Origin of the sequence: Aureimonas frigidaquae (genome assembly GCF_001463905.1) — a bacterium.
GTDB lineage: Bacteria > Pseudomonadota > Alphaproteobacteria > Rhizobiales > Rhizobiaceae > Aureimonas > Aureimonas frigidaquae.
This window is the reverse complement of sequence record NZ_BBWR01000003.1, coordinates 172,323-190,388: the sequence shown is the minus strand read 5'-3', so window position 1 is coordinate 190,388 and position 18,066 is coordinate 172,323. Positions and strand designations below refer to the sequence as shown.

The 18,066-nt window shown below is 65.4% G+C and carries 16 protein-coding genes; 9 read left to right on the top strand and 7 right to left on the bottom strand.

Going from position 1 to position 18,066, the window contains the following annotated elements; all coding sequences use genetic code 11:
* Window positions 1-35 precede the first annotated feature (35 nt).
* Together AUL30_RS04595 and AUL30_RS04590 are read left to right on the top strand one after the other, a co-directional pair.
* Window positions 36-2,147 (top strand): TonB-dependent hemoglobin/transferrin/lactoferrin family receptor, encoded by a 2,112-nt coding sequence (locus AUL30_RS04595; RefSeq protein ID WP_062226681.1) that lies wholly within the window; start codon window positions 36-38, stop codon window positions 2,145-2,147.
* An 80-nt stretch (window positions 2,148-2,227) separates the two neighbouring features.
* Entirely contained in the window at window positions 2,228-2,557 is a 330-nt protein-coding gene (locus AUL30_RS04590; RefSeq protein WP_062226680.1) for an antibiotic biosynthesis monooxygenase family protein, read from the top strand.
* Window positions 2,558-2,612: 55 nt separating this feature from the next.
* On the opposite strand, the gene AUL30_RS04585 is transcribed toward AUL30_RS04590, so the two are convergent.
* Window positions 2,613-3,791 (bottom strand): NAD-dependent epimerase/dehydratase family protein, encoded by a 1,179-nt coding sequence (locus AUL30_RS04585; protein ID WP_062226679.1) that lies wholly within the window; start codon window positions 3,789-3,791, stop codon window positions 2,613-2,615.
* 95 nt (window positions 3,792-3,886) lie between these two features.
* Between AUL30_RS04585 and AUL30_RS04580 the strand changes: the two genes are divergently transcribed.
* The 7 genes from AUL30_RS04580 to AUL30_RS04555 all read left to right on the top strand — a co-directional run bounded on the left by AUL30_RS04580 (window position 3,887) and on the right by AUL30_RS04555 (window position 10,385).
* Entirely contained in the window at window positions 3,887-4,948 is a 1,062-nt protein-coding gene (locus AUL30_RS04580; protein WP_062226678.1) for a glycosyltransferase family 4 protein, read from the top strand.
* Between the two features lie 101 nt (window positions 4,949-5,049).
* Window positions 5,050-6,096 (top strand): GlxA family transcriptional regulator, encoded by a 1,047-nt coding sequence (locus AUL30_RS04575; protein ID WP_157069892.1) that lies wholly within the window; start codon window positions 5,050-5,052, stop codon window positions 6,094-6,096.
* A gap of 178 nt (window positions 6,097-6,274) precedes the next feature.
* Entirely contained in the window at window positions 6,275-7,576 is a 1,302-nt protein-coding gene (locus AUL30_RS04570) for a quaternary amine ABC transporter ATP-binding protein (protein ID WP_062226833.1), read from the top strand.
* Entirely contained in the window at window positions 7,492-8,334 is an 843-nt protein-coding gene (locus AUL30_RS04565) for an ABC transporter permease (RefSeq protein ID WP_062226677.1), read from the top strand. The genes AUL30_RS04570 and AUL30_RS04565 overlap by 85 nt, the downstream gene beginning before the upstream one ends.
* A 40-nt stretch (window positions 8,335-8,374) precedes the next feature.
* Window positions 8,375-9,220 (top strand): glycine betaine ABC transporter substrate-binding protein, encoded by an 846-nt coding sequence (locus tag AUL30_RS04560; RefSeq protein ID WP_062226676.1) that lies wholly within the window; start codon window positions 8,375-8,377, stop codon window positions 9,218-9,220.
* Window positions 9,221-9,450: 230 nt separating this feature from the next.
* Entirely contained in the window at window positions 9,451-9,600 is a 150-nt protein-coding gene (locus AUL30_RS19200; RefSeq protein ID WP_083507665.1) for a DUF1127 domain-containing protein, read from the top strand.
* Window positions 9,601-9,758: 158 nt separating this feature from the next.
* Window positions 9,759-10,385: a ribonuclease D gene (locus AUL30_RS04555; protein WP_062226675.1), complete on the top strand. Its 627-nt coding sequence runs from the start codon at window positions 9,759-9,761 to the stop codon at window positions 10,383-10,385.
* Here the strand turns inward: AUL30_RS04555 and AUL30_RS04550 are convergent.
* From AUL30_RS04550 to aroA, 6 genes are all read right to left on the bottom strand, one after another.
* The gene (locus AUL30_RS04550) at window positions 10,372-11,355 is read right to left on the bottom strand and encodes a hypothetical protein (protein WP_062226674.1); all 984 of its coding nucleotides are present in this window, start codon (window positions 11,353-11,355) and stop codon (window positions 10,372-10,374) included. The two genes, AUL30_RS04555 and AUL30_RS04550, sit on opposite strands and share 14 nt — an antisense overlap.
* 10 nt (window positions 11,356-11,365) lie before the next feature.
* Window positions 11,366-12,511: a UDP-galactopyranose/dTDP-fucopyranose mutase family protein gene (locus AUL30_RS04545; protein WP_062226673.1), complete on the bottom strand. Its 1,146-nt coding sequence runs from the start codon at window positions 12,509-12,511 to the stop codon at window positions 11,366-11,368.
* 120 nt (window positions 12,512-12,631) lie between these two features.
* Window positions 12,632-13,252: a GNAT family N-acetyltransferase gene (locus AUL30_RS04540; RefSeq protein ID WP_062226672.1), complete on the bottom strand. Its 621-nt coding sequence runs from the start codon at window positions 13,250-13,252 to the stop codon at window positions 12,632-12,634.
* Window positions 13,253-13,923: 671 nt separating this feature from the next.
* Window positions 13,924-15,630, bottom strand: a complete 1,707-nt coding sequence (rpsA, locus tag AUL30_RS04535; RefSeq protein ID WP_062226671.1) for a 30S ribosomal protein S1 — start codon at window positions 15,628-15,630, stop codon at window positions 13,924-13,926.
* A 309-nt stretch (window positions 15,631-15,939) separates the two neighbouring features.
* A complete protein-coding gene (cmk, locus tag AUL30_RS04530; protein WP_062226670.1) occupies window positions 15,940-16,578 on the bottom strand; it encodes a (d)CMP kinase in 639 nt (212 codons plus the stop codon).
* A gap of 4 nt (window positions 16,579-16,582) precedes the next feature.
* Window positions 16,583-17,941 (bottom strand): 3-phosphoshikimate 1-carboxyvinyltransferase, encoded by a 1,359-nt coding sequence (gene aroA, locus AUL30_RS04525; RefSeq protein WP_062226669.1) that lies wholly within the window; start codon window positions 17,939-17,941, stop codon window positions 16,583-16,585.
* Between the last annotated feature and the right edge of the window lie 125 nt (window positions 17,942-18,066).

The window sequence follows — 18,066 nt, the reverse complement described above, 5'->3', positions numbered from 1 at the left end:
CAGCCTTCAACGCCCTTCCGCTCCGAAGTCTCGCCATGCTGCGTTCAGACCGTTCCATCCCGCTTCTCCTGTCCACTGTCCTGTGCAGCGTCGCCGCCATTCCCCTGGCCCGAGCCGCTTATGCGCAGGAAGCCACCGCAACAGCCGGTGTGATCGAGCTCGATCAGGTGACCATCCTGTCCGACCGGCGCCCGCAGAAGCCGATCGACACGCTGGGCGGGGTTTCCGTCGTCAGCCGGGGCGAAATCGACCGAATGCAGCCATCCCTCATCAACGAGGTGCTGAACACGATCCCCGGCGTGTCGGCCGGCCCGCGCAACGACGATCCGGCCACGGTCGTCAACATTCGCGGCCTGCAGGATTCGGGGCGCGTCAACGTGCTGATCGACGGGGCGCGGCAGAATTTCCAGGTGGCCGGGCACAATGCCGGCAACGCCTTCTATGTGGACCCGTCGCTGCTGGCCGGCATCGACGTCATTCGCGGCCCGATCGCCAATGCCTATGGCTCGGGCGCGATCGGCGGCGTCGTCTCGCTGCGCACGCTCGGCATCGAGGATCTGGTCGATCCGGATGAGAAGGCGGCCATGCGCCTGGGCATCGACCTTGGCTCCAACGGACCGTCGGGCCTTCTGAACCTGCAGGCCGGCACCTACATCACCGATCAGCTGGACGTCTTCGGCGCTTTCGCGCTCCGCCGCAACGCCGACTATGTCGCCGGCAACGGCGATACGATCGACCTGACGGGTTTCGGTGTCGAGAGCGGCATCTTCAAGACGCGGCTGCGACCGGCCGACGGGCACGAGCTGGAATTCTCCGGCCTCATCTACGATACGGATTTCGAATCGGCCACCGGCACGGGCGACCCGCGCGACACGGATGTCAGCACCAGCACCTACCGGCTCGGCTACCGCTTCGATCCGGCCGATTCGCAGGCGATCGACCTGACATTCAACCTCTACCGCACCGATACGGATTACCGGCAGACGCTGCAGGACGGCTCGGGAGATCGTCGCAAGGTGGATGTCGCCACGACCGGCTTCGACCTTTACAACTCATCCATCGTGGATGTGACGCCGTCGATCGCCACGACGCTGACCTACGGCGTGGACGCCTTCCGGGACGAGGTCGACGTATCGAGCGACTATGACACGACGGCGCTCTTCAACCCGGCCGGCGACCGGACGCTCTATGGCGGTTTCGCACAGGCGCTCTTCGAGTATGAGGAGCTGATCGACCTGACGCTCGGCGGCCGCTTCGACCATTATGACCTGTCCAGCGCCGCCTCCCCCGACAATAAGGGCGACCGCTTCTCCCCCAAGGTGTCGCTCGGCATCACGCCGGTCCAGGGCTTCCAGCTCTACGGCCTCTATGCGGAAGGCCTGCGCGCGCCGACGCTTCAGGAGGCGCTCGTATCCGGCTTCCACCCGGCGCCCGCGGCCTTCGAATTCCTGCCGAACCCCGGCCTCAAGCCCGAGGTCGGCCATACGGTGGAGGCCGGCGTGAACCTGTCCTATGACGACGTGTTCACGGGCGGCGACGCGTTCCGCGCCAAGCTCTCGGTCTTCCAGAACGATGTGGACGACTATATCGATATGGACAACATCGATCGGCCGGGCGTCATCAACCCCTGCGTGGCGCCGGGGCCGCGCGGGCGTTGCTTCTTCCGCCTGCCCTTCGACGCCGTCACCTATGTCAATGTGGACGAGGCCCGAATCCGCGGCATCGAGCTGGAAGGCGCCTATGACTGGGGTTGGGGCTTTGCCGGCCTTGCCGGCAGCCTGTCGGAGGGCGAAAACCGCCAGACCGGCGCTCCGCTGGACAGCATTTTCCCCGCCAAGGTCACGACGACGGTCGGCCTGCGGGCGCTCGCCAACCGCCTGACCTATGGTGCGCGCTGGCACTGGGTCGATGCCAAGGGCGTCGATGACGTCTCGACGCCCGAGCTCGCCACCTCCGCCTACAATATCGTGGATCTGTTCCTGGCCTATGAGCCGGACAAGAACACGCGATTCGACGTGTCGCTCAAGAATGTGTTCGATACGGAATATGTGGCCTATAGCGGTGGACCGAGCATCGAATCCTTCCCGGCGCCGGGCTTCGAGGCGCGGGTCGGCCTCAGCTTCAAGCTCGGCGTGCCGAAGGATTGACCACCCCGCGCCCGGACCGGCAAGTCCATCGGATCACGTCGGGCCGGGCTTCGACACAGTAGGATAGGAGTTTTCATTCCATGTTCATCGCCATGAACCGCTTCAAGGTGGCCAAGGGGTCGGAGGCGGAGTTCGAAGAGGTCTGGCTGAGCCGGGATTCGCACCTGGCCGACCTGCCGGGCTTCGTCGAATTCCACATGCTGCGCGGGCCGGACCGGGAGGATCACACGCTCTACTCCTCCCATACGATCTGGGAGAGCCGGGCCGATTTCGAGAACTGGACCAGGTCCGAGGCCTTCCGCGCGGCGCATCAGTCCGCCCCGCGGTCGAAGCCGCTTTATATCGGCCACCCCGAATTCGAAGGCTTCGAGGTGATCCAGACCGTCGAGCGTAAGCGCGACGCAGCCTGAACTCATCGGCGCCGGCCATGGCCGGCGCCCATTTTCGCAAGGAGGGGCCCCGTCCCTATTCGGCCGCCTGCGGCCGAACCCAGAGGCTGGAACAGACGATCCGGCTTTCGTCGCAACGATCGCGATGCCGCGCGGCGATATCGACCACTTCCGACAGGAGCCCTTCCGACAGGCGGGTCGGCTCCAGGCCGAGCTTCAAGAGCGTATCATTGGCGACGACGAGGTCGTTCTCGGCCATTTCCTTGCGCGGATTGTCCCGCAGCTCGACCGGCACGCCCGTCAGCCCCGAAATCATCTCCGCCAGATCCCGGATACGGTGGGTTTCCGTCATCTGGTTCATGATCCGCACGCGATCGCCGCGCTCCGGCGCCGCGGCAGCGGCCAGCGCGATGCAGCGGACCGTATCGCGGATATGGATGAAGGCGCGCGTCTGGCCGCCGGAGCCGTGGACGGTCAGCGGATGGCCGATGGCCGCCTGCATCAGGAAGCGGTTCAGCACCGTCCCGTAATCGCCGTCATAGTCGAAGCGGTTGACGAGCCGGTCGTCCAGCTCGGTCTGCGGGGTCGTCGTACCCCAGACGATCCCCTGGTGCAGATCGGTGATCTTCAGCCCGTCATTCTTGGCGTAATACATGAAGAGCAGCTGATCGAGCGTCTTGGTCATGTGGTAGATCGAGCCCGGATCGACCGGGTAGAGGATCTCCACATCGGCATGGGCGCCATGGGAGCGCAATGTCGCGTCGATATAGCCTTCGGGAATGGTCATTCCCTTGGTCTTGCCGTAGCCATACACGCCCATCGTGCCCAGATGCACCAGATGGGCATCCGGCGCCGCCTCCACCATGGCGCACAGCACGGCATGGGTGGCGTTGACATTGTTGTCGACCGTATAGCGCTTGTGGCCTGGCGACTTCATGGAATAGGGCGCGGCGCGCTGCTCGGCAAAATGCACGATCACGTCCGGTTGCACGCTGGCAAAGAGCGCCTCGAGCCGCTCATAGTCGCGTGCAACGTCCAGTTCGACGAATTCGATGGGCGTGTTGCGTGTTTCGCGCCACGCCGCCAGCCGCTCCTCCATGGAGCGGATCGGGGTGAGGCTCTTGACGCCGAGTTCCTCGTCGGTGCGGCGCCTTGCGAAATTGTCCACGATCAGAACATCGTGGCCTTCCGCCGACAAGTGCAGGCTGGTGGCCCAGCCGCAGAAGCCGTCGCCTCCGAGTACAATGATTTTCATAGGGCTAGCGACTCCGTCACGCTATCTATACGCAACCGTGATTTAGCATTCTTGTCTGTCGCGACAAATCCATCTCGCGAGGGGAGAATTAGGGGATGCGCATTCTCATTTCCACCGATGCTTGGCATCCACAGATCAACGGCGTCGTCCGTGTCCTGGATATGACGGCGTCACTGCTGCGGGCGGGCGGCGACGAGGTCATGGTGGTCGAGCCATCCATGTTCCCGACGGTCCCGGCGCCCGGCTATTCAGAGGTGCGCCTGGCCGTCATGCCGGGCCGGCGGCTTGCCGGCATGATCGAGGCCTTTCGCCCCGATGCGATCCACATCCCGGTCGAGGGAACGATCGGCCTTGCCACGCGCCGCTATTGCCTGCGCCGCGGGCTCCCCTTCACCACCTCCTTCCACACGCGCTTCGGCGACTATATCGAGAAGCGGATCGGCCACGGGGTCAATCTGGCCTATGCGCTGCAGCGGCGCTTTCACAATGCCGGCAATGCGCTGATGGTCCAGACGCCGACCCTGGAGCGGCAGCTCGCGGAGCGGGGCTTTCGCAACATGACGCGCTGGGGACGGGCCGTCGACCTGGCCGCTTTCACCCCCTGCCGCGAAGATCCGGCCTTCGACAAGGACTTTCTGAACCTGCCGCGCCCCATCTTTCTGTATCTCGGGCGCGTCTCGGCCGAAAAGAACATCGAGGCTTTCCTCGACCTCGACCTGCCGGGCTCCAAGCTCGTGGTGGGCGATGGGCCGCAATTGCCGCAGCTCAAGGCGCGCTACCCCGGCGTGCACTTCACCGGCTACCGTACCGGGCACGATCTGGCCCGGCACTTCTCGGCGGCGGACGTCTTCGTCTTCCCCTCCCGCTTCGAGACGTTCGGCCTCGTCGTCCTGGAATCGCTCGCCTGCGGCACGCCCGTCGCGGCGCTGCCGGTGGCCGGCCCTGCCGACATTGTGGGCGATGCGCCCGTGGCCGTTTTGTCGGAAGATCTGCGCACAGCGGCGCTGGCGGCGCTCCACATCGACCGGGCGGCCTGCCGGGCCCATGCGGAGTCCTTTTCCTGGGACGAATGCACCGCCGAGTTCCGCGCCAATCTCCTGACGATCCCGCCTGTCGTCTGGAACCTCGGCGCGGCGCCGGGGCGCAGCGCCGCCTGATCCGCCAGGCCACGCCGTTCTTGTAACGATTCCGGACTGGTCATCGGTCGGAACACGCGTCATGATCGTCTCGTCGGCATCGCACACGAGAGGGTCGGGCCATGGCATCTCAGATCACGATGCATACGAAGCGGTTCATCGAGCGCCCGGCCTTGCGCGTCGGTTTCCTTGCCGCCAACAACTTCACCCTGTCGGCCCTCTCGCTGTTCCTCGATGTCCTGCGGCTGGCCGGTGACGAAGGGGACCGTTCGCGCCAGGTCCGCTGCACCTGGCAGATCATGGCCGCGCGTCCCGAGCCGATCCGGTCGAGCTGCGGCGTCAGCATCCTGCGCAGCGCGCCGCTGACCGACCCGACGCATTTCGACTATATCGTCGTCGTCGGCGGGCTTCTTCACGCCGGCGAGCAGCTGGACGACGCCGCCATCGCCTATCTGCGCACTGCGGCCGCGGCCGGCGTGCCGCTCGTGGGCGTCTGCACCGGCTCCTTCATCCTGTCGCGCGCCGGTCTCATGAAAGGCCGCCGGACCTGCGTGTCCTGGTACCATTTCGCCGATTTCGAAGCCGAGTTTCCCGATCAGGTGCCCGATGCCGACCGCCTCTTCATCGAGGATGGCGACCGCATCACCTGCGCCGGCGGCAGCGGCGTCGCCGATCTTGCTGCCTGGCTGATCGAGCGGCATATCGGGCCGCAGGCGGCGCAGAAGGGCCTCCACGTCCTGCAGCTTCAGAATGCGCGGGCCGGGAGTGATGCGCAGCCGCATTCCGGCGGCATCGCGGTGGCCGACGATCGTGTCCGGCGGGCGCTGCTGCTGATGGATCAGCATGTGGCGCAGCCGCTGTCGGTCGAAGCCATCGCCACGCGCCTTGGCCTGTCCACACGCCAGCTCGAACGCCTGTTCCACGAAACCCTGTCGATCAGCCCGGCCCAGGCCTATCGGCAATTGCGCCTGCGCTATGCGCGGCGCCTTCTGGAAACCACGAAGAAGAGCGTCACGGAGATTGCCGTCGAAGCAGGTTTTTGCGACGGCGCGCATTTCGCACGACAGTTCCGCCTCTTCTTCGGCATTGCACCAAGAGATATTCGCGCCGCGGAAAGAGGCACGTTGCACAAAGCTGAGCCGGTTGACTATCCGGTTTTTGTGCAGTAGCGAAAGGGTCTACCCGATCAGTGCGCGACAGATGATGCGCTGATCTATCCTCTGTCGGGTTTATACCTATCCGTGTCCGTTCTGGCATCGTCAACGGGTAGGCTTCCCGTCACGATCCCCCTTGCAACCGAAGGTGCAGCGCTTGCTGGCGGGGCACTTCGGCAACGACGGAGCATCGATGACGAACGAACGCATTCGCGTGGAGAATGTCGTCAAGCTGTTCGGCGACAACGCCGCAACGGGCCTCGCCCTCCTGACGTCCGGAAAGGGCAAGGACGAGATCCATGACGAAACAGGAGCCGTTCTCGGGCTCGACAATGTCTCCTTCAGCGTCAATGAGGGCGAAATTCTGGTCGTCATGGGACTGTCCGGTTCCGGCAAGTCGACCATGCTTCGCTGCATCAACCGCCTGATCGATCCCACGAGCGGCTCGATCAAGGTGGACGGGACCGAGGTCACCACGCTGAACCACCGCGATCTCCTGGAGTTTCGCCGGGCCAAGTTCGGCATGGTGTTCCAGCATTTCGCGCTCTTTCCCAACCGCACCATCGCCGAAAATGTGGAATACGGGCTGGAGGTGCAGGGCGTTTCACGCACCGAGCGCCGCAACCGTGCCCTTTCGGCGATCGAGCTGGTCGGGCTGAAGGGCTGGGACAGCCGGTATCCGAGCCAGCTGTCGGGTGGCATGCAGCAGCGCGCCGGGCTTGCCCGCGCGCTGGCCGTGGATGCCGACATCCTCCTGATGGACGAGGCCTTCTCTGCTCTGGATCCGCTGATCCGCCGGGAAATGCAGGACGAGCTCGTCGCGCTCCAGCGCAAGATGAAGAAGACCATCGTCTTTGTCAGCCACGATCTGGACGAAGCCATCCATCTGGGCGGGCGGATCGTGCTCATGAAAGACGGCCGGATCGTGCAGCAGGGCTATCCGGAAGAAATCCTGACCAACCCGCAGGGCGATTATGTCCGCCGTTTCGTCGAGAATATCGACGTCTCGTCGGTCATCACGCTCGGGCGCTTGGCCCTGCGCGATCCGCCGGGCCTGTTGCGCAGTGCCAGCGCACGGGATGTGTTCCCCCAGCTCGGCAACCGGAAGACGGACATCTACATCGTCACCTGCGATCGCAACATGCCGGTCGGCCGCATCACGCGCGATGCGCTGGCAGGCTCGTCCGACGGTGCCCCCATCGATCGGCTCATGCAGTCGGGCGTGGCGACGGCCAAGGCCTCGGACGTCCTGAAGACCGCCCTTCCGCGGCTCGCCTCCGAACCTGGCGGCATCGCCATCGTCGACGACGATGGCCGCTATGTCGGCATCGTGACGCAAGCCATGGCGCTGCGGGCCCTGGCGGGCACGGCCGGCGCGATCGACACCCCCGATGAGAGCGGAGACGCATCGTGGACTGGACAGTTCCCAAATTCCCCCTCGACCGATACAGCGACAACGCCCTCTCCTGGCTCACAGCCCACTTTTCGGATGTAACGCGCAGCACCAGTCGCGTCGTGCGCGGCTGGATCGAGACGGGGACGGAGTTCCTGACCGCGCTGCCGCCCCCGGTGGTGATCATCGCCATCGCGCTCCTGGCCTGGTGGCTGGCGGGGCGCAGGGTCGCCATCCTGTCGGCGGTGGGTTTCCTGTTCCTCTGGAACCTGCGCCTGTGGGGCCCGACCATGGAGACGCTGGTCCTCGTCATCCTGGCGACGGCGGCCGCCCTGTCCATCGGCATCCCGATCGGCATTCTCTGCGCCCTGAGCAAGCGGGTGTGGCGCGGTGTCGGGCCGGGCCTCGACATGATGCAGACCATGCCGAGCTTCGTCTATCTGATCCCCGCCATTCCCTTCTTCGGGCTGGGCTCGGTCTCGGCCGTCTTCGCCACGATCGTCTTTTCCATGCCGCCGGTGATCCGGCTGACGGCGCTGGGCATCCTGTCGGTCCCGCGTGAACTCGTCGAGGCATCGGACGCCTTCGGCACGACGACGATGCAGAAGCTCTTCAAGGTCCAGCTGCCGCTGGCCCTGCCGACCATCATGGCCGGCATCAACCAGACGATCATGCTGTCCCTCTCGATGGTCGTCATCGCCTCGATGATCGGGGCCGGGGGTCTGGGCCGAGAGGTCTGGCGCTCCATCCAGCGCCTCGATGCCGGCTCCGGCTTCCAGGCCGGCATCGCCATCGTGATCGTCGCCGTGGTCCTCGACCGCATCACCCAGGCCATGGCCCAGAAGGCCCGGCCGAGCTGAGCCCACTCCACCACCAACCACAACCCAGAAGGAAACAGATATGCTCCGAGTCATGACCGCTGCGCTGCTTGCCACCGCAGCACTTGCCGGGACGGCGAACGCCCAGTCCAAGACGGTCGACCTCGCCTATGTCGAATGGTCCGATGCCGTGGTTGCGACCAACATCCTGAAGACCGTCCTCGAACAGGAAGGCTACACCGTGAACATGACGCCGCTCCCCGCCGCGGCCATGTGGCAGGCCGTGGCGACGGGCGAGGCCGACGCCATGGTGGCGGCCTGGCTGCCGGTGACGCACGCGGCCTATTACGAGGAACTCAAGGACCAGGTCGAGCTTCTCGGCCCCAATGTCGAAGGCGCCAAGATCGGCTGGGCCGTCCCCGCCTATACGCAGATCACCTCGGTCGAGGAACTGAAGGACGAGGGCGAGTCGGTGGACAACCGCGTCATCGGCATCGATCCCGGCGCCGGCCTGATGCAGGCGTCCGAAAAGGCGATCGCCGATTACGACCTGTCCAACATCACGCTGGTGGAAGGGTCCGACGCGACGATGACCGCGGCCCTGAAGGACGCGATCGATCGCAAGGAAGACATCGTCGTCACCACCTGGACGCCGCACTGGATGTTCGGCCGCTGGGACCTGAAATATCTGGAGGATCCGAAGGGTGCCTTCGGGGGCGCCGAATCGGTCAACACCGTGGTGCGCAAGGGCCTGCAGGAGGACATGCCGGAAGCCTACGCCATCCTGAAGAACTTCAAGCTCAGCCTCGATGCCGAGCAGAAGGTGATGCTCGAAAACGAGGAAGGCGGAGATCCCGCCACGACGGCAAAGGCCTGGGTGGACGCCAACACCGACACCGTCGCAGCCTGGACCGCGGGCGCCCAGTAAACAGCCCATCACACCGATATTCTCGAGAGAGGGCCGGCATCGCACGATGCCGGCCCTTTTTGCTGTGGAATGAATGGGCAAGCTTCAGGGGAGGCATGCGAACTGGGTCGCCCGAAGTGACCTTGTCATGCACAAAACGCACAACTGGTGTGCAGCAATTGCTCTCCTTTTGTGCAGTCCGTGGAGCTATATCAGGAGCAACAGATTTTCCTGCCCGAAGGTAGACCACAATGATCAACGAACTTGCTTCCCGCTTCCGCAACTTCCGCAACCGTCAGCGCGTCATCAACGAGCTGTCCTCGCTGGACGACCGTCAGCTCGCCGACATCGGCGTCTCGCGGGGCGATATCCGCCGCGCTGTCAGCTTCGGCCGCATCTGACATGTGATCTGCGGCGCCGCACCGGCGCCGGATCGACAGACATCAAAGGGCGGCATCGCGACGATGCCGCCCTTTTCGCGTTCCGACCACATTGGACGAGGTGTGTCCTATGGGGTAAGGACAGGACGTCTCTTCACCTCCCGGGAAGCCTGCGCCCCATGCCGATCCGCGTACACAAGGGCGACCTGCCCGATCTCGACCGCTACACAGGCGCCGTTGCCATCGATACTGAGACCTTGGGTCTCAACACCCGGCGGGACCGGCTCTGCGTCGTCCAGCTATCGCCCGGCGACGGATCGGCCGATGTGGTGCAGATCGCCAAGGGCCAGAGCGCGGCGCCCAATCTGACGGCGCTCCTGGCCGATACCAGCAAGGTCAAGATCTTCCATTATGCTCGCTTCGACATCGCAGCGCTGTACCACGCCTTCGGCGTCATGGTGGAACCCGTCTTCTGCACCAAGATCGCCTCGCGGCTCACGCGCACCTATACGGATCGGCACGGCCTCAAGGACCTGGCCAAGGAATTGATCGGCGTCGATCTGTCCAAGCAGCAGCAATCCTCCGATTGGGCGGCCGAAACGCTCACCCAGGCGCAGCTCGACTATGCGGCCTCGGACGTTCTTTATCTACACGACCTGATGGGCGTGCTGCTGAAGCGGTTGGAGCGCGAGGACCGGCTGGACCTGGCCCGCGCCTCATTTGCCTATCTGCCGACCCGCGCGAAGCTCGACCTTGCCGGCTGGGCCGAGGAAGACATCTTCTCCCACTCCGTCAACCGCACTTAGCCGATCCGTCGCCACCCCAGACGGTGCGCACCGCCAGGTCGAAGGCCTGCCTCTGCCCGGCGATCCAGCGCCGATAGCCGTCCTGCCGGGCGACCTGCGCATCGTAGTCTGCCACGATATGGCGCAGCGCCTGCGCGCAGTGGCCGGACTCGACCTCGTCGTCGCGGAACTTGAAGTCGCGATGGATGGGCACGTCCACCAGATTGCCGGCGGCGCCGCGCAGCCCGGTCATGACGACGAGCCCGTTCAGCGCTGCCTCGCGCGGGATGCGGTCCATCCCGGGATGGCTTCCGAAATCGATATAGACGCGCGACGTTGCGAAGACCTGCTTCATCTCGTCAGGCGACAGGCCCTGAAGCGGCTGGAATCGAAGCTCGGGACATTGCCGGGCAAGGATGCGCCAGAAGACGTCGTCCTTGCGTGGATTGTAGAGGATAACGGGCTGGCGCTCCTGAACGCCTGCCGGTCCGGCGCCGCCGGAAAAGAGGCTGTTCACATAGCATTTGAGTTCGTGCGCCTGCAGGACGCCGCGCCCATGCAGGAAGGCGGCCGCATAGAAGCTCTGATACAGATGCACGAAGTCGCGCGCGCTGCCTTCCGCAAAAAACGGATGGTCACGCCATGCGCCGAGATCACCGTAAAAGGCATTGTCGAGGCTGAGCCACCAGATATACCGACGGCAGGCCAGTCGCCGCAGCTCGCCATGGAAGCGGATATAGACCTCCGGCACCACGATACTGTCCTGCGGCAGAAGATGCGCCTGGTGCACGCAGGTCACGCCGTATTCCGGATAGGTCTGCGCAAAATCGGCCGGACCATTCGCCAGGATGTGGCGTTCGCTGTCCATCGCCAGTTCCCCCGGCAGGAGCCGGGCCGTCACGCCGATCGATTCCAGGGCATGGGCGAGCTGGAAGATCGCCTCGATGCCTCCGGTCTTGGCAACGGGTGTCAGGATGTAGACCGTGCTCATGCCATCACTCTCACAGTGGGGGATGATAGAAGGCGCAAGGGGCCGCGCCCTGCGACAGCGCTGCTCCGGCCGCCTGTGCGGTATCGATGGCGCGGCGCACGGCGACATCCATGTCGATGTAGGAATAGGTGCCGAGCCGCCCGGCAAAGGTGACGCCGGATGTCCCGCGCCCCAGTGCCACATAGGCGGCCAGACGCGCTTCGTCCGCCGCCAGCCGGATCGGATAGTAGGGCAGATCGGTCGGCCCGCAGTCGCGGCTGTACTCCACAGACAGGATCGATTCCCCCCTTGGCGCGCGCCACGGCGCGAAGTGGCGATGTTCGGTGATCCGCGTGTAGGGAATGGCGGCATCGGCATAGTTCAGGACGGCGGCGCCCTGGACGTCGCCGGGTGCATAAACCGTCTCGAAATCCAGCGTGCGATAGGCGAGCCGGCCGGCCGCATGATCGAAGTAGCGGTCGAGCGGGCCGCTATAGACGACGTGGCGCGCTGGAAAGCGCTCCCGGACGAAGGGCGTGCCAAAGCGCAGCTCGATCGCCGGATGATCGAGCATGGCCGCGATCATCGGCGTGTAGCCATCCTCCGGAATGGCCTGGTGGCGGTGCGTGAAGTAGCTGTCCTCGTAGCTGAAGCGCAGCGGCAGGCGCTTCAGCACGCTGGCTGGAAGAGCGGTGGGATCCAGCCCCCATTGCTTGCGCGTATAATCCCGGAAGAAGGCCTCGTAGAGCCGGCGCCCGATCATCGACAGCGCCTGCTCCTCGAAGTTGGCGGGCGCCATGCATGGCTCCGCCTCCGCGGCAATGAAGCGTTGCGCCTCGCCCGGGTTCATCGCCGTGCCGAAGAACTGGTTGATGGTCAGGAGATTGATCGGCAGCGTATAGACACGGCCGCCATGCTGCGTGATCACCCGGTGGCGATATGGCCGCATGGTGCAGAAGCGCTGGACGAAACGCCACACCTCCTCGTCGTCGGTATGGAAGATGTGCGGCCCGTGGCGGTGGACGATGATGCCCGTTCGTTCGTCCGTCTGCGTATGGCAGTTGCCGCCGGCATGCGGCCGCTCCTCGATCACCAGGCAGGCATGGCCGGATTCCGCCAGGACCCGGGCGATGACCGCTCCGGAAAGCCCTGCCCCGACGATGAGGATCCTGTCCATGCGTCCGCTCGGTTCGAGCGGCGCCCCTCAAAGGGCGGCCGCGCCGTCAACATGGCCGCCCCAATGGCAGCCCCGACAGCGTCATAGCACAGGATTTTGCTATTCTATATAGTTTGTATGTTATGCATCGTGCGGATTGTCGATGGGAAAGATCGGGACGTGCGGCGCCGCGTCCATGGGCAGAACGCCGCGCAGGCGGGGATCGTCGGCAACCTCGATCTGCTGCGATACGGGCGTAAAGCCCGTGCGGCGGTAGAATCCCATGGCGTTGGGGTGGTCGAGCGTATTGGTGTGCAGCCAGACCCGCCCCACGCCCCGTGCCTTGGCCGTCGCCAGCGCATGGTTCATCAACCGCCGCGCTGCGCCCGTCCCCTGGAGCGGGACGGTGACGCCGAAATACTTGATCTCGCACGTATCGTCTTCCGAGAAGTCAAGCTCCAGAAGCCCCTCGTCCCGCCCGTCGATCGTCAGCCGCGCCACATAGGTGGCGGCATCCGACAGGACGGCGATCAGCGTTTCGCGCTCCATAAAGAGGCGCGAGAACCAGAGATGATCGGCGCCCACGCGACGATAGACTTCCAGATACCAATCCACATCGGGCGTCGAGACGGGTTCGACCGTACCGGGCGCATCCGGGCGCTCGGGGCGCGGCGCGGGCCACCGGGTCAGTTCCATCGACGTCGCGATGGCGGCGATCTTGCCGCGCGGCAGATCCTCGAAGCGCTCGTCCCAATTGGTCATGCCGCTCAACCCTTTCCCACACCCACGCCCTTCGCAATTTCCAGAAGCGGGCCGGGTTTGCAAGCCTTCACGCCGGCCATGGACCCGCCGATGCAAGACGGCCATGCAGCGCTGTCGCAATAGCGAGCGTGATATGGGTAGGCACAGGCTCCTTCACCGAGCCGGGAAGGTTCTCTCCACGACCGTGTGCTGCGATCCCCAGACGATCCAGGCCTCCGCAAGACTTCCGATCCTGGCCGTAACGGCAGCCGACAGTGTGCAAGGAGCGGCCGTGGCCGCGGCGCAGGGGCCGGCCTGACGATGCGCGCCCTAACGCGCCGGCCGGATACGTCGCGGTGCCGCGCCGGGCCTCTCGCCTATCCTGCATAGCCCGTGGCGGCCTTCGAGGCGGAGCTCGACGCCGCCTTCGGCCATCAGCGCACCCATGCGATCGCGGAAAAGTTCCGCTGTTTTGCCGCAGCGCCGGATGCGGCCAATGCCGTTCTGGTGAGTTCCTTCCAAACGGTTCACGCACTGGCGGGCTTTACACCAATCCGCACGGAAAGCCGGGCTGGCCGTCACCGCGCCATCCTGACCTCGGCTCCTTCCGCATACGGCATAAAAAAAGCCCGCGGCGCCTGGAAGCGCCGCGGGCTCGTTCTTGCAAGGTCCGCGTCTCGCGGCCCTTGTGCTTATTCGGCGTCGTCGGTGCGGTTCTTCATCGCCGCGGCGAGGATGTCACCGAGCGAGGCGCCCGAGTCGGACGAACCGTACTGAGCCACGGCTTCCTTCTCTTCGGCGATCTGCAGCGCCTTGATCGACACGCCGACGCGGTGCGCCTTCTTGTCGAACTGCGTGACGCGCACATCGACCTTCTGGCCGACAGAGAAACGCTCCGGGCGCTGCTCTTCGCGGTCGCGGCTGAGATCGGCCCGACGGATGAAGGAGGTGAGGTCCGTATCGACGATCTTCACCTCGATGCCGCCCTCGTTGACCGAGGTCACTTCGCAGGTGACGATCGCGCCGCGGCGGATGTCGCCACCCTCGGACGCGTTGACGAAGGGATCACCGCCGACCTGCTTCATGCCGAGCGAGATGCGCTCCTTCTCGACATCGACGTCCAGGACCTGCGCCTTGACGACGTCGCCCTTGTTGAACTCCTCGATGACCTGCTCGCCCGGACGGTTCCAGTCCAGATCCGACAGGTGCACCATGCCGTCCACGTCGCCGTCCAGGCCGATGAACAGGCCGAACTCGGTCTTGTTCTTGACTTCGCCTTCGACGACGGAGCCGACCGGGAACTGGTCGCGGAACGCTTCCCAGGGGTTCTGCAAGGTCTGCTTGAGACCGAGCGAGATGCGGCGCTTGACCGGATCGACCTCGAGCACGACGACCTCGACCTCCTGGGAGGTGGAGAGGATCTTGCCCGGATGGACGTTCTTCTTGGTCCAGCTCATCTCGGACACGTGGATCAGGCCTTCGATGCCCGGCTCCAGTTCCACGAACGCGCCGTAGTCGGTGATGTTGGTGACGCGGCCCGTGACCTTGACACCCATCGGGTACTTGACGCCGATGCCTTCCCAGGGATCCGCCTCGAGCTGCTTCATGCCCAGCGAGATGCGGTGCGTCTCCTGGTTGATGCGGATGATCTGCACCTTGACCGACTGGCCGATCTGCAGGATCTCGCTCGGGTGGTTCACACGGCGCCATGCCATGTCGGTGACATGCAGGAGGCCGTCGATGCCGCCCAGGTCCACGAACGCACCGTAATCGGTGATGTTCTTGACGATACCGTCGACGACCTGACCTTCCTCGAGGTTCTGCACGATCTCCGAGCGCTGCTCGGCGCGGCTCTCTTCCAGGACGGTCCGGCGCGAAACGACGATGTTGCCGCGGCGCTTGTCCATCTTGAGGATCTGGAAGGGCTGCGGCGTGTTCATCAGCGGGCCGACGTCGCGGATCGGACGGATATCGACCTGCGAGCGCGGCAGGAAGGCCACGGCGCCGTCGAGATCGACCGTAAAGCCGCCCTTGACCTGGTTGAAGATCTGGCCTTCGACCTTTTCGCCGGCGCTGAACTTGGCTTCGAGCTTGACCCAGCTCTCTTCACGGCGTGCCTTGTCGCGCGACAGGACCGCTTCGCCGAGCGCGTTTTCGATACGCTCGACATAGACTTCGACCGTATCGCCGACCTGCAGTTCGCCGTCCTTGCCCTTCGAGCCGAATTCCTTCAGCGCGACGCGGCCTTCCACCTTCAGACCGGCGTCGATGACGGCCATGTCCTTTTCGATGGCGACGACCGTACCGCGGACGACACTGCCTTCGGCAACGTCGTGATCGTGGAAGGAGGCTTCGAGCAGCGCGGCGAAATCGTCACGCGAGGTTGTTACGTTGGACATTCGTTCTCCTAGAGAACCTGCCCCGCGGGGCAGGCGTGCGCCAAGATGTTCGTGTTTCGACTGCCCGGTGCGGCCGTTCCGCTTCCGGCTGACGCAAAGCGCCATGTCGGAAGGAGGGGTGCTCCCGTCGGTGACGGAAAGCGGTATGTGGCGCGGTGGAACCGGCCCCGGACGTTTGGCATTTCGGTGATCGGATCCGCCGTCCGGCTGCTGCGTCTGGATTTCCCGGAGGGCGTCCGGAAGCGTCGCAACCCGATGGCATCGTTCCTGCCCAGGCAGGGCTTGCGAGCCGCAACGGCGGCTCCCCCGTCAAGATGTGGCGCGATCGATCAAATCGCAAGCCGCACGGAACGCGGTTTCTATATCCATTTCGCTCGTATCCAGCAAGAGTGCGTCTTGCGCCGGCCGCAAGGGTGCGGCACTGCGCCCGGCATCGCGCGCATCGCGGTCCCGCACCTCGGCCAGGATGGTTTCATAGGCGACGGACCGCCCCTTGGCGTTCAACTCGTCGGTGCGCCGGCGCGCCCGGACTTCCGGCGAGGCGGTGACGAAGATCTTCACCTCGGCATCCGGGCAGATGACCGTGCCGATATCGCGCCCGTCGAGCACCGCGCCGCCGGGCTGGCTGGCAAAGCTGCGCTGGAAGGCAATCAACGCTTCCCGCACCGGCGGATGCACCGCCACGCGGGAGGCGCGCTCCCCCGCCTCGCGGCCGCGCAGCCCTGTTTCGGTCAGATCGGCCGTGTCCAGGCGCGCGGCGATGGCGCCGGTTGCCTCCGGGTCGTCCAGATCCACACCGCTTTCGGCCGCCAGCCTGCCGACGGCGCGGTAGAGGAGGCCCGTATCCAGATAGGCCAGCCCGTAATGCTGCGACACGCGCTTGGCGAGCGTGCCCTTGCCCGCTGCGGCCGGGCCGTCGATGGCGATGGTCAGGGGACGATCCGCCATGGCCTCACGCCACCGCCAGCGGCTCGAGCGTGCCGCCGAGCCCGTCCACCAGGCCCATGAACTCCGGAAAGCTGGTGGCGATCATCGTGCCGTCATCGACGGTCACCGGCTCGGCGCTGGCCAGCCCCATGACAAGGAAGCTCATGGCGATGCGATGATCGAGATGCGTGGCGACGACGCCGCCGCCGATCCCCTTGCCCGAGCCGCGCCCCTCGACGCTCAGCCAGTCCGGCCCCTCCTCGTGGACGACGCGGTTTGCCGCAAGCCCTGCCGCCACGGCGGCAAGCCGGTCGCTTTCCTTGACGCGCAACTCGTCCAGCCCTTCCATCCGGGTCGTGCCTTCGGCGAAGGCGGCGGCCACGGCAAGGACGGGATACTCGTCGATCATGGAGGGGGCCCGCGCCGCAGGCACCGTCACGCCGCGCAGCGTCGAATGGCGCACGGCAAGGTCGGCGACGGTCTCGCCGCCGGATTCGCGCAGGTTCAGAATGTCGATATCGGCGCCCATCTCGCGCAGCGTGTCGATCAGCCCGGTGCGCGTGGGGTTCATCAGGGCGTTCTCGATCAGGATGTCGGAGCCCGGCACGATCAGGGCGGCCACCACCAGGAAGGCGGCCGAGGACGGATCCCCCGGCACGACGAAATCGGGAACTGCCACGAGTCGGCCCTGGCCTTCCAGGCGGATGGTCCGCACGCCGGCGGCATCGGTGTCCACGGCCACATTCGCGCCGAAGCCTTCCAGCATCCGCTCCGTATGGTCGCGCGTCATGACGGGTTCGATCACGGTGGTGGTGCCGGGGGCGTTCAGTCCGGCCAGAAGCACCGCCGACTTGACCTGCGCCGACGCCATGGGGACCCGGTAGACGATCGGCGCGGCCGTCCGCGGGCCGTGCAGGGACAAGGGCAGGCGGTCGCCCGAGCGGGCCACGACCTGCGTTCCCATCTGCCGGAGCGGATCGAGCACGCGCGCCATGGGACGGCGTGACAGGGAAGCGTCGCCCACGAAGGTGGCCGAAAAGTCATAGGTGCCCACCAGACCCATGGTGAGCCGGGACCCGGTGCCGGCATTGCCGAAATCGAGGACGCCCTCGGGCTCGAGCAGCGCGCCGTTGCCGACGCCGTCGATCACCCATGCGGCTCCGTCCCGTTCGATCCGGGCGCCCATCTGGCGCATGGCCCGCCCCGTGGCGAGGACGTCTTCGCCTTCCAGAAGACCGGTGACGCGTGTCCGGCCAGCGGCCAGGCCCCCGAATAGGAAGGCGCGGTGCGAAATGGACTTGTCTCCGGGCACCCGGACCGTCCCCTTGAGGGCGCTGCCGCCGATCGCTCGAACGGGGCTTGCCTGCCCACTATGTCCACTCATATTGCAACAACCTTCGTCCATCTGCGTCCGCGCGCAAGGATATGCGGGCGCAACCGGTTAACATGCATTCCGACCGCGCGTCACGGGGGGCCGACCGGAGGTGTCCCCGCCGGCGCGTCTTCACC

What these genes read in the sequence shown, in the direction of transcription:
- AUL30_RS04560 (WP_062226676.1), top strand. Translation starts at nt 8,375, where the DNA reads ATGCTCCGAGTCATGACCGCTGCGCTGCTTGCCACCGCAGCACTTGCC.
- cmk (WP_062226670.1), bottom strand. Translation starts at nt 16,578, where the DNA reads ATGGCGGATCGTCCCCTGACCATCGCCATCGACGGCCCGGCCGCAGCG.
- AUL30_RS04550 (WP_062226674.1), bottom strand. Translation starts at nt 11,355, where the DNA reads ATGAGCACGGTCTACATCCTGACACCCGTTGCCAAGACCGGAGGCATC.
- AUL30_RS04580 (WP_062226678.1), top strand. Translation starts at nt 3,887, where the DNA reads ATGCGCATTCTCATTTCCACCGATGCTTGGCATCCACAGATCAACGGC.
- AUL30_RS04540 (WP_062226672.1), bottom strand. Translation starts at nt 13,252, where the DNA reads ATGACCAATTGGGACGAGCGCTTCGAGGATCTGCCGCGCGGCAAGATC.
- AUL30_RS04590 (WP_062226680.1), top strand. Translation starts at nt 2,228, where the DNA reads ATGTTCATCGCCATGAACCGCTTCAAGGTGGCCAAGGGGTCGGAGGCG.
- rpsA (WP_062226671.1), bottom strand. Translation starts at nt 15,630, where the DNA reads ATGTCCAACGTAACAACCTCGCGTGACGATTTCGCCGCGCTGCTCGAA.
- aroA (WP_062226669.1), bottom strand. Translation starts at nt 17,941, where the DNA reads ATGAGTGGACATAGTGGGCAGGCAAGCCCCGTTCGAGCGATCGGCGGC.
- AUL30_RS04570 (WP_062226833.1), top strand. Translation starts at nt 6,275, where the DNA reads ATGACGAACGAACGCATTCGCGTGGAGAATGTCGTCAAGCTGTTCGGC.
- AUL30_RS04585 (WP_062226679.1), bottom strand. Translation starts at nt 3,791, where the DNA reads ATGAAAATCATTGTACTCGGAGGCGACGGCTTCTGCGGCTGGGCCACC.
- AUL30_RS04545 (WP_062226673.1), bottom strand. Translation starts at nt 12,511, where the DNA reads ATGGACAGGATCCTCATCGTCGGGGCAGGGCTTTCCGGAGCGGTCATC.
- AUL30_RS04595 (WP_062226681.1), top strand. Translation starts at nt 36, where the DNA reads ATGCTGCGTTCAGACCGTTCCATCCCGCTTCTCCTGTCCACTGTCCTG.
- AUL30_RS04575 (WP_157069892.1), top strand. Translation starts at nt 5,050, where the DNA reads ATGGCATCTCAGATCACGATGCATACGAAGCGGTTCATCGAGCGCCCG.
- AUL30_RS19200 (WP_083507665.1), top strand. Translation starts at nt 9,451, where the DNA reads ATGATCAACGAACTTGCTTCCCGCTTCCGCAACTTCCGCAACCGTCAG.
- AUL30_RS04555 (WP_062226675.1), top strand. Translation starts at nt 9,759, where the DNA reads ATGCCGATCCGCGTACACAAGGGCGACCTGCCCGATCTCGACCGCTAC.